We start from the raw sequence: 10,639 nt of genomic DNA, 5'->3' as shown, positions 1-10,639 counted from the left end.
GTGAATTTAGATATAATACTAAAACTACACAGGAAAACTTATATCAGAAACTGTTAAAATTGATAAGAGAGAATCCGCTTAAGTTTAATTGGGCCTATTGTATATGAGTGATTGAGAGTTAATTCTTTTTTTGCTTGCTTTTAGAATTTGAGTTTGTGGTTTTTTTCTCTGTATTTTTGGCTGGTAGCGTAGCTTGCTCCGGCGCAGTCAAATTTTGATCAGGCTTTAAAAATCCCTCTTCGACCATCAGCTCTACGGCCGCTCTAAACGTCGGTAGTGCGCTCTGTGCGCCGAAATAATAATATGGCTTCTTCGGCTCTCTGGCTAAAACCCCTATCGTATAGCTATTGCCCTGTGAGTCGTTGACGAATCCGAAAAACGAGCCGTTATAGGTATTTGCGTAGCCACCGGTCGTGGCGATGTGTGCGGTACCTGTTTTGCCGCCGATTTCTAGACCCTCCACCTTCGCTCTTTTGCCGGTGCCGATCTCGACGGTTTTTATCAGGATGCGCTTCATCCTCTCGGCCGCTTCTTGACTTATGGCTTCGACCGGTTTTGGGTCGTTTACGACGAAAAATTTGCCGTCTTTATAGAGCGAGTCCACGACCTTTGGTGTCACCATCACGCCTTTGTTATTAAATACGTTATACGCCTTTAAAAGCTGGATAAAAGTCGCTTGCAAGCCGTATCCGTAGCTGATCGTGGCTTTGTAAATTTGCGAATTTAGCTTGGCTACTGGCGGCATGTTTCCGACCTGCTCGTATGGCATATCGATGCCTGTTTTTTGCGTGAAGCCGAAATTTAAAAGCCCTGAGTAAATTTGAGAACCGTCTAGGCGCTGGGCGATTTGTATCATGCCGATATTTGAGCTGTATACGATGATATCCTCAGCCGTGAGAAATGGCTCTGGGTGCGTGTCTTTTATCGTGCGTTTGCCTAGTTGGTAGACGCCGTTGTAGGTGTTTATGCGCTCGAGCGGATTGATTTTGTCGTTTGCTAAAAGGATGGCGAAAATAAACGGTTTAAAGACCGAGCCGACCTCGTATGCGTACTCGGTTGCCGAGGAGTTTAGCGACTTGTAGTCTTGTTTTCTGATGTTTGCCGGGCTGTAGCGTGATGTGCTGGCAAGTGCTAGTAGGCCACCCGTTTTTGAGTCCATTATGCCTACGATTATCTCTTTTGCGTTTAGAAATTCTTTTTTTTCGTCGATGATCTGCTCTAGTCTGGTTTGAAATTTAAGCGAGGCGTTTAGGATGATATCGTATCCGTCCACGCGGTTAGCTAAATTTGAATCGCTCGTAAGAATGATGTTGTTTCCGATATCTTTCGGGCCTATCAGTTTGGCGTCTTGGATCGAGGAGATGTAGTATTCGTAGGCTTTTTCTACGCCTTTTACGCCCTCTGTTTTGGTGATACCGTCTTTTTCGACCTTTTTTACGTAGCCTATCATAGGCGTGAGCGCGTCGGCAGCGACATATTGCCTGCTTTCGCCGCTTTCTATTATGCTCATATTACGCAGTATCGCAGCTCCGGTGCTTGGGTCTTCGTACGGGATAAAGATTTTTTTTCTATACAGCTTTTTTGATAGCTCCTGTAGATACGCCGCGCCCTTGGCATCGATCTTATAGGATAGCGTAACGGCGCCTTTTTGGCTGTTGATGATTTTAGTTACGCGCTTGATATCGTCGCCGCTATATATACAGTAAAGCTTGATAAATAGATCTTTTTTATCGGGGTCGATGTTTCTAGTATCTACCATCACTTTGTAGAGCTTTTGGCTACCGGTAATACTAAAGCCGTCCTTTGTGATGATGTTGCCGCGTAGGGCCGTGTTTATGTCGCTAGTTTCAAGTTTTGGTAGTCGTCTTTCGATATTTGCTCGGTAAAAGATAACTGCCAAAAATATGCAGATAAAAAATAGAATAAACGCAAATAAAGCGATTGTTTTTGATTTTCGCTGATTCAAGGTTTAAATTTGCGTTCTTGAGATTTCTTTGTATGCGCTTAGGGCCTTATTTCGGATCTCTAGCATGAGTTTCATCGACGTGTCAGCCTTGCCGATGGCGATGGCTGCTTGGTGCAGGTCTTTTACCTCGCCCGTTGCTAGATCGGCGATGGCTTTGTCTGCGTTGATTTGTATCTCGTTTAGCTCTTTTAGCGAGTTATCGAGCATGTCGCCGAAATTTAACTCGCCTTTTTGATTTTGCAGAGTCTTTGCTTCTTTTTTTTCAAACGGTGAAGCGACCGAGCCGATTTTATCTATATTTGTCATAAAATTTAACCTTGTAATAATTCTAACGCGCTTTGAGCGATCGTTTTAGCCGACTGAAATGCCGAAACGTTTGCCTGATAGGCGCGCGTGGCTTCGATCAGATCCGCCATTTCGATGACGGGATTGATATTTGGGTACGCTACGTAGCCCCTCGCGTCGGCGTCTGGGTGAGACGGATCGTATTTTAGCTTAAAATCCTTATCGTCGCGCACTATCTTGTCAACTACGACGCTCATTATAGCAGGTTTTGCGTCTTTTGTATAGAATTTATCGTCTAGCGGGTTCTCGTATTCGAGCAAGTTATGTTTTTTCGCCACTTCGTCGTTTAGCACGCTATCAAAATCAACCGCCTTAAATATCACCTCGCGGCGTCTATATGGGCCGCCTTCCGCCGTTCGCACGGTGTTTGCGTTGGCGATGTTGGAGCTAATGACGTTCATTCTAAAGCGCTGGGCGCTTAGTCCGTATCCGCTGATATCAAAGTCGCTTAAATAATTACTCATAATCTATCCTTAAATTTTACTGCTAGCGTCGATCACGTTTTTAAATATCTGGCCGCTTTGTCTCATGGCGCGATCAAGCGCGGTTACCATTATCGCGTTTTTACTAAGCTCCGTCATCTCGACATCCAGATCGACGGTGTTTGCGTCGTTTCGCGCCATGTGTCCGTCGCGTAAAAATATCGTCGCCCCGTTTGACGCCGGAAAATCCACGCGAGGAAAGTGCGCGTCGTCGGTTTGCGCGAGTTTTAAAATTTTATTTTCGTCTTTGCCGTAGATCTCTTGCGCTGTTTGCGACAAGGCCGCTTCAAACGCGATGTCGCGGGCTTTGTAAAAAGGCGTATCGATGTTTGCTATGTTGCTAGAAATCATTTGCTGGCGTAAATTTCTGCTTGCCAGCGCGCTTTCTACGAGCGGTTTTGATTTTGAGGTTTGGATACCTGCGAACATTTTCTTACCTTTTTCTCTAAAATTTACGAGGTAATAAGCAAAAGACGTTCCAAATTTAAAGTAAATTTTGAAATTCGCTAAACCCGCTAGGCTGCTGTTTTAGCTCGTTAAATTTGGCTAAAAACTCGCTTCGCTTCATCGCTTTTGCGCCCATAAATTTTAGATGTTCGTTCATAACCTGGCAGTCGATTAGAAAATCAAACGGCCCTAAAGCTCGGCAAAGCGCGATGAGTGCGACCTTTGACGCGCCGGTTTTTAGGCTGATCATACTCTCGCCGCAAAAGACCTTACCGAAAATTTGCCCGTAAAGTCCGCCCGCTAGCTCGCCATCCTCATAAACCTCTACGCTGTGCGAGACGCCGAGATGATGCAAATTTACGTAGGCGCGCACGATATCCTCGCTTAGCCACGTGGGCCCCTTTTTTTCGCGCTCGCTTTTGCAGATTTTTAGGAAATTTTCAAAGTCGTAATCAAACCGCACTTCAAATTTTTTAAGCGCCGATTTTATGCTTTTTTGCACCCTTACTTCGCCTGGAATCAGCATCGCGCGAGGATCGGGCGACCACCAGTATATAGGCTCGCCGGGCAAAAACCACGGGAAAATGCCTTTGTCGTAAGCTTGCAAAAGAGCCTCGGCACTCAAATCGCCGCCGACGGCTAGAGGGGAGTTTGCGGGAGCATTTGCGGGGTTGGGAAAGTTATAAATTTTTTCCAAATTTGACCCCGCGACCGCTTATTTTATGGCTTCAAATTTAAACGCCAGCTCGCCGTTTTTTAGCGTGATGTTTGCGACGCCGCCGTTTTTTAGCGCGCCGAAAAGTATCTCGTCGCTAAGCTTGGTTGAGATCTCGTCTTGGACCAGGCGTTTTAGATTTCTGGCGCCGAATTCTTTACTATAGCCCTTTTGCCAGAGGTATTTTTTGGCTTCGGCGGAGGCTTTTATGACGACTTTTTTCTCGGCGAGGCTTGAGTTTATCTCGTTAATGATTTTTTGCGCGATGAGGCTTAGCGCGTCCTCGCTAAGGTCGTTAAAATGCACGATTTTATCGATGCGGTTGCGAAACTCGGGGCTGAAAAATCCCTTTACCGCCGAGTCTGCTTTACCGCTTTCGTCTTTGCTAAAGCCTAGCGTCGGCGCTTCTTTTGAGCCCAAATTTGAGCTCATTATGATGACGGCGTTGCGAAAATCGCTCTTTGCGCCCGTGTTGTCCGTGAGGCTTGCGCTGTCAAAAATTTGCAAAAAGACGTTTATCATCTCGTCGCTAGCTTTTTCGATCTCGTCAAACAAAATCACGCTATAAGGGTGCTTTTTAACGGCGTTTGTGAGTATGCCGCCCTCTTCAAACCCGACATATCCCGGAGGCGCGCCGATGAGACGCGAGACGCTGTGTTTTTCCATGTATTCGCTCATATCAAACCGCTCGAAATGCACGCCCAAATTTCGCGCTAGAGCCGCGCTTAGCTCGCTTTTACCCACGCCGCTTGAGCCAGTAAATAAAAATACTCCAACGGGCGCGTTTGGCTGCTTTAGCCCCGCATACGAGCGCTTGATCGCCGCTACTAGCGTATCTACGGCCTCGTCTTGGCCGAAAATTTCAGATTTTAGCCTTTGGGCTAGATTTTTCAAATTTGCCGCGGCGTCCGATTTTAGATTGGTATCCGGGATATTTGCCATCTTACTCAAAACCGCGCTTAGATCGGAGATTTTTACGGTTTTGCTTCTGTTTTGCAGGGCTAGAGCCGCGCCGACCTCGTCGATTAGATCGATGGCGCTATCTGGCAAAAATCTATCGTTTAGGTATTTTTTGGCTAGCTCCACGCTTTTAGCTAAAATTTCGTCGCTAAATTTGACGCCGTGAAAGCTCTCGTATTTGGCGCGAAGCCCTTTTAGGATCTCGACGCTCTCGTCCGCGTTAGGCTCTACGACGTCGATTTTAGCAAATCGGCGCGAGAGGGCTTTTTCTTTTTCAAAAAAGCTGCGATACTCCGCGTACGTCGTCGCTCCGATGCAGCGAAGCGAGCCGTTTGCGAGAGCCGGTTTTAGTAAATTTGACATATCAAGCCCGCCGCCGTTCGTGGCTCCCGCGCCCACGATAGTGTGGATCTCATCGATAAAAACTATCGCGTCCTCTTGCTCGGCCACCTCGTCCATCACGTCTTTTAGGCGCTTTTCAAAGTCGCCGCGGTACTTCGTGCCCGCTATCATCGCGCCGATATCCAGGGCGAAAATTTGCGCCTGCTTTAGCCGCTGCGGCACTTCGCCGCTTGCGATTTTTAGCGCGAGCCCCTCGACTACGGCGGTTTTGCCAACGCCCGCTTCGCCCACTAGGATTGGATTATTTTTCTTGCGGCGGCTTAGCGTTTGCATTAGCCTTGCTAGCTCGTTTTCTCGCCCGATAATCGGATCTACTTTGCCATCGGCGGCTAGTTTGGTTAAATTTGACGAGTATTTGGCGAGGTTTTGGAAGTTTTTGGCGCGAGTCTGCTTGTCGTCTTTTGCGTGGTGTTTGATCTTTTGCGGATCGACGTCGTAAAATTCTAAAATTTTAGCCCCGTACGTGTCGCCTCTGGCCGCGATTTTAAAGAGCAAATCCCTGATACCGACGTTTTTGTCCTTTAGCTCGGCGTTTAGCTCTTTAAAAATTTGCTCCAAAAGCACCGTCATGCGCGGCTGTTTGTGGTGCGGCACCTGCTCGTTGGTTTGCAGTAGATAGTTTTTTAGATCGCTTTTTAGTCCCTCGACGTCGGTGAGTCCGGCCTCTACTAGGATATCTCTAGTCTCTTCGTTTAAATTTACCAGCACGAAAAGCACGTGCTCGCTGGTTAGATACTCGTGAAAATTCGAGTAGGCAAACTGCCCGGCCTTTTCCAAAAGATAGCTTAAATCCGAGTCAAACATCATTTCCTCCTCTTTGCGCCTTTTGCGCGCCCGTTTTTGCGGGCTATTCTTCCTCGACGACGGCCTTTAGCGGGTAGCCCGCGGCGGCTGCGGCTTTTAGCGTTTGGTTTTGTTTGGTTTGGGCGATCTCTTTATTGTAGATGCCCGCCACTCCGCTGCCTTCGTTGTGGATTTTTAACATCACGGTTACCGCGCTTTGGGCTGTGTGGTGAAAAATCTCGACCAGTACGCTCACGACGAAATCCATACTCGTAACGTCGTCGTTTAGTAAAACAACCTTAAATTTGCGCGGAAATTCAGGTTTTTCTTTTACAGCGATGCCGTGCTCCCGCTCGGTGGTGGTTTTAGCGGGCATTTTTTATTCTTTCAAAATCCTTTGTCATCGCGTCTAGATGGATGCCGCCTAGGTAGTATTTCACGCCGAATTTTCCGCTATCTACGTCGGTTAGCTCCTGATATACGCCGCCTTTTAGCACCATTTTTATCGGCACGCTCTCAAGCCGCTCGTATTTTATATCCTCTAAAATTTGCGCCGAAAGCTTGTCGTTTGTCTTTATATCGTTTGAGATAAAGTAAAAGGCGTTGTATTTTTGCGCGAAATTTTCTACTACGTACTCGTTCGTGACGTTTTCAAAGTGCGTTAGCCCCACGATCGTAAAGTCGTTTAGGTTGTCGATCTGAAATTTGGTGAGATCGGGAGCTTCTTTTTGACACGGCGGACAAAACGTGCCGAATATATCAAACATCAAAATTTTATCCTCGTCGCCTTTGATAACAAAGCCGCCCTCGACGCGCTTTAGCGTGAGGTCTTTGCCAAACACGCTCTTTAGCGCGATCTCCTCGCCCGTTTTATAGCCCTCTATCTTTACGGGAGCTTTCGCCGTCTCGTCCTCGCCGCAGCCTGCTAAAAATATCGCGCAGGCCAAAGCCGCCAAAATCGCCTTTATGTTTTTTTTCATATTATTTTCCTTGTTTTGATCTTAGTTCGGTTATGCTTTCGCCGCCAAATCCGTAGTCGTCGGTGCTAACTTCCTCTATCACGACGACGGTTCTGCTCGCGTCGCGCTTTAGCGTATCGCCCAGCAGTTTCGTTACGCCGGCTATGAGCGCACGCTTTTGCTCGGCGCTTACGGCTTCTTTTTCTTTTGTGATTTTTATATTTACGTACGGCACGTTGTTTCCTTAGATATACTTTTTCATCGCCGCGCGCGCTTCTTTGTCGGCTTCTTTGCGTTTTATCGTCTCGCGCTTATCGTGCAGGTTTTTACCTTTTGCCAGCGCAAGGCGCGCCTTTACGATATTTTTATCGTTTAGATAGAGCGCTAAAACGACTAGCGTGAGGCCCTCTTGCGTGACTTGACCGAAAATTTTATCTATCTGCTTTCGGTGCATCAGTAGTTTTCTAGGAGCCCGCTCGTCAGGGCGAAACGCCGAGTGCGTCGTATTTAGGTGGCTGATGTGCGCGTTTAGTAAAAACAGCTCGCCCTTTATCACGCGCGCGAAGCTATCTTTTAGGTTTGCGCGGCCCGCCCGCAGAGCCTTTACCTCGCTGCCTTTTAGCACGATGCCCGCCTCGAAGGTTTCGATAATGCTAAAGTCAAACAGCGCCTTTTTATTTTTGGCTAAATCCTTACCCATTTTTTACCTTTTTATTTTAAGAAAAACACGCTCGCACCGCTACCGCTTAGAAAAAAATCTTTAAATTTATCCATCTGCGGATAAATTTTAAAACACGGCGCAAAAAGATCGTTTAGTTTGCGATTTTCGTATCGCTCCAGCAGCTGCGCCGTCGTCATCTCGCGCATATTTGCCGCCAAATTTACATCGATACTATCCATAAAATTTGCCCTAAATTCGCCGTAAACCGCTGGCGTCGAGCAAAAGACGTCAGGCGTTAAAATTTCTACCTCTGGCACTTCGTCGTTAAATTCGCTTATTATCTCGCCGATACCGCCGACGTTTGCCGCCTCGAAATCGCTAGCGAAAAACGCCACGTCCGCTCCGATATTCGCGCCTATTTTCATCAAATTTTCGCGCGTTAGTTTTAAATTTAACTCCTCGTTTGCCATCTTTAAAAACGTAGCCGCGTTTGAGCTACCTCCGCCAAGGCCCGCGCCTAAAGGGATTTGCTTTTTTATCACGATTTTATGCGAGGCGAAAAATTCGTCCAGCTCGTTTTTAAAGCCCGCTTTTTCAAGCTCAAATTTAGCCTTTAAAACGATATTATTTTCGATATTTTCGTTATCGCACTCAAGCGCGAAGCCGCTAGATTTTTCAAAGAAAATTTCGTCGTAAATCTCGCGCCGCAAAACAAAGCGAGAGACGATCTCGTGGTAGTTGCCGCGAGTGCCGACGATCTTTAAAAAGGAGTTGATTTTCGCGTAGCTTTTCATTATTTTACGATTTTATCGCTCAGCTCTTTTAGGCTCGCTTCGCCCGCGCCGTTTATGGCTTGTTTGTTTTCCGCCGCTACGTCTTCTACTAGCTCCGAGCGCAGGATCATCATATTTTTAGGCGCGTCGATGCCGATTTTTACGCCGCCTTTTGAGATACCTACGACCGTGATTTTGATATCGTTTCCCAGCATTATGCTTTCGTCTTCTTTTCTTGCGAGTATTAGCATTTTTCGACCTTATTTAGTTTATATGTTACGGTTTCGTCTTTGATTTCAATGATACTAAAAAATTCATCAAAGTTTATTAAATATAGCCCCTCGGCGCCAAATTTTAGCTTTTCTACGCTCAGTTTTTTGCCAAGCATTACGTCCGCGGGATCGCCTAGATATTCGTTTTGCGGTAGCGAAATATAATCAAGCGGATTTAAAAACTTCTCGTTTTCGTAAATAAATTTACCTTCGCTTACGCGTTTTAGCGCGCTTAGAGTTGCTTTTACGCCAAGCTTTTCGGCTAAAATTTGAGCGTACGAGCGCACGTACGAGCCCTCGCTAACGCTAATGCGAAAGCTCAAAAACGGATGCATATACGCAGTCAAATTTACGTCAAAAACGCTCATCGTTTGGCTTTTTAGCTCAAACTCTTCGCCCGCTCTTGCTAGCTCGTACGCGCGCTTGCCGTCTACGTGCTTGGCGCTAAATTTGGGCGGTACGTAGGCGATCTCGCCTTTTAGCTCGGCTAGCGCCGCCTTTATGTCGGCTAAATTTAACGGCGGGCAAAGCGTGATATCCTCGATATTTTCGTTATCTAGGCTAGTGCTCGTCGCACCCAGCCACATGGTCGCTTCGTAGATTTTGGGCGTTTTATCTATGTAGTTAAAAAGCCGCGTGTGATTGCCTAGAGCCACGATGAGACAGCCGCTAGCAAAGGGATCAAGCGTGCCCGAAAAGCCCGCCTTTTTGACGCCGTATTTGCGCTTTAGCCTGCTTAAAAAATGATTTGAGCTGATGCCGGCTGGCTTGTTTGCGACGAAAAGCGCGTTCATTTAAATTTGACCTTTGGAGGTTGCGTTAAATTTGATTCGCGAGCATCAAATTTGAGCGCATAAATTTGATCAAATTTGACGCCGCTTTTGGCGCGCCTAGCCTCAAATTTGCCCATTCTCACACCGCTTTTTCGACGAAGCTAGACATTATCTCGCGGCTGATTCCGCCGAAATTTATCGTTAGTTTTAGCTCTTTTTTGATCTTCGTTACCGCCGTTACGCGCCCGATACCGAAAATTTTATGCTTGACGAGGTCGCCTTTTTTGTATTCGCCCGCGGCTTGCGTTTGCGTCTGGATGATGAGGCTACCGCTGCAAACGCCTGCTTCGCTTAAAAATCTGCTCTTTTCCAGCCTCGTTCGCTGGCCTTTATAAAAGCGCGAATTTACAAAGCTTAGCGTTAGCGTTTTTTTAGCGCGGGTGATGGCGACGTAGGCTAGGCGTCGCTCCTCCTCGATGTCGCTACCGTCGCCCAGCAGCGGGAAAAATCCCTCCTCAAGCCCGATCACGAAAAGATGCTCAAACTCAAGCCCCTTGCTAGCGTGGATGCTCATGATCGAGATCGCCTCGCCGCCGATGTTATCCTGCTCGCTTTGTAGCGCGATCTCGTTTAAAAACTCCTCGATAGAAAAGCTTGGATTTTGCTTGATTTGATCCTTGATCGTAGCGTAAAACTCGTCGATGTTCGCCACGCGCTCGGAGCCGTCGGGCAAGCTCTCGTAGTATTTTTTGATGCCGAATTTCGCTTCTAGTTTATCCACTAGCTCATAGGGCGAGTCGCACTCTTTTAGCTCTCTTAAATTTGCCGCAAATTCGCCAAGGCTTGAGACGATCTTTTTGCTTAGATCCTTGTCGTTTTCGTCCAGGCTTGATATCGCTTCAAATAGCGAAAATTTATGCTCGAAGGCGATTTTTTCGATCTTTGCGAGGCTTACTTTGCCAAGGCCGCGTTTTGGGCGGTTGATGACGCGCTTTAGCGAGAAGTCGTCGTTCTCGTTTGCGACTAGCCTTAGGTAGCTGATGACGTCCTTGACCTCGGCGCGCTCGTAGAATTTAACTCCGCCGACCATTTTATACGGGA

14 protein-coding genes are annotated in these 10,639 nt (G+C 47.0%); all 14 read right to left on the bottom strand.

Features of this window, described 5'->3' with window-relative positions; translation table 11 throughout:
* Positions 1-118: 118 nt before the first annotated feature.
* The gene (locus tag Q0338_RS06920; RefSeq protein WP_298086115.1) at positions 119-1,966 is read right to left on the bottom strand and encodes a penicillin-binding protein 2; all 1,848 of its coding nucleotides are present in this window, start codon (positions 1,964-1,966) and stop codon (positions 119-121) included.
* A gap of 3 nt (positions 1,967-1,969) precedes the next feature.
* Complete coding sequence (gene fliE / locus Q0338_RS06915; protein ID WP_002946574.1) at positions 1,970-2,272, bottom strand: flagellar hook-basal body complex protein FliE; 303 nt, start codon at positions 2,270-2,272, stop codon at positions 1,970-1,972.
* A gap of 5 nt (positions 2,273-2,277) precedes the next feature.
* A complete protein-coding gene (gene flgC / locus Q0338_RS06910) occupies positions 2,278-2,775 on the bottom strand; it encodes a flagellar basal body rod protein FlgC (RefSeq protein WP_002946576.1) in 498 nt (165 codons plus the stop codon).
* A gap of 9 nt (positions 2,776-2,784) precedes the next feature.
* The gene (gene flgB, locus Q0338_RS06905) at positions 2,785-3,222 is read right to left on the bottom strand and encodes a flagellar basal body rod protein FlgB (protein ID WP_298086114.1); all 438 of its coding nucleotides are present in this window, start codon (positions 3,220-3,222) and stop codon (positions 2,785-2,787) included.
* A gap of 55 nt (positions 3,223-3,277) precedes the next feature.
* Entirely contained in the window at positions 3,278-3,937 is a 660-nt protein-coding gene (gene aat / locus Q0338_RS06900; protein WP_298086113.1) for a leucyl/phenylalanyl-tRNA--protein transferase, read from the bottom strand.
* 18 nt (positions 3,938-3,955) lie between these two features.
* On the bottom strand, positions 3,956-6,121 hold the full coding sequence (locus Q0338_RS06895) for an AAA family ATPase (RefSeq protein WP_298086116.1): 2,166 nt from the start codon (positions 6,119-6,121) through the stop codon (positions 3,956-3,958).
* Positions 6,122-6,164: 43 nt separating this feature from the next.
* Positions 6,165-6,476, bottom strand: a complete 312-nt coding sequence (locus Q0338_RS06890) for an ATP-dependent Clp protease adaptor ClpS (protein ID WP_298086112.1) — start codon at positions 6,474-6,476, stop codon at positions 6,165-6,167.
* Positions 6,466-7,080: a TlpA family protein disulfide reductase gene (locus tag Q0338_RS06885; RefSeq protein ID WP_298086111.1), complete on the bottom strand. Its 615-nt coding sequence runs from the start codon at positions 7,078-7,080 to the stop codon at positions 6,466-6,468. The genes Q0338_RS06890 and Q0338_RS06885 overlap by 11 nt, the downstream gene beginning before the upstream one ends.
* A 1-nt stretch (position 7,081) precedes the next feature.
* Entirely contained in the window at positions 7,082-7,294 is a 213-nt protein-coding gene (locus Q0338_RS06880; protein ID WP_002946585.1) for a 4-oxalocrotonate tautomerase family protein, read from the bottom strand.
* A 9-nt stretch (positions 7,295-7,303) separates the two neighbouring features.
* Positions 7,304-7,759 (bottom strand): SsrA-binding protein SmpB, encoded by a 456-nt coding sequence (smpB, locus tag Q0338_RS06875; RefSeq protein ID WP_298086110.1) that lies wholly within the window; start codon positions 7,757-7,759, stop codon positions 7,304-7,306.
* Positions 7,760-7,770: 11 nt separating this feature from the next.
* Positions 7,771-8,514 carry a 4-(cytidine 5'-diphospho)-2-C-methyl-D-erythritol kinase gene (locus Q0338_RS06870; RefSeq protein ID WP_298086109.1) on the bottom strand — a complete coding sequence of 248 codons (744 nt, stop codon included), beginning with the start codon at positions 8,512-8,514 and terminating at the stop codon, positions 7,771-7,773.
* Positions 8,514-8,744 (bottom strand): carbon storage regulator CsrA, encoded by a 231-nt coding sequence (gene csrA / locus Q0338_RS06865; RefSeq protein ID WP_298056579.1) that lies wholly within the window; start codon positions 8,742-8,744, stop codon positions 8,514-8,516. Before csrA ends, Q0338_RS06870 begins: the two co-directional genes overlap by 1 nt.
* Positions 8,738-9,559, bottom strand: coding sequence for a tRNA pseudouridine(55) synthase TruB (truB, locus tag Q0338_RS06860; RefSeq protein ID WP_298086108.1), 822 nt, complete (start codon positions 9,557-9,559; stop codon positions 8,738-8,740). Before truB ends, csrA begins: the two co-directional genes overlap by 7 nt.
* Before the next feature lie 118 nt (positions 9,560-9,677).
* The coding region (locus Q0338_RS06855; protein WP_298086107.1) for a 3'-5' exonuclease at positions 9,678-10,639 on the bottom strand (962 nt) is incomplete at its 5' end.

The organism is uncultured Campylobacter sp. (genome assembly GCF_938018145.1).
Lineage (GTDB): Bacteria > Campylobacterota > Campylobacteria > Campylobacterales > Campylobacteraceae > Campylobacter_A.
Note: the sequence above shows the minus strand (reverse complement) of the source record. Positions and strands in the feature narration are given on the sequence as shown.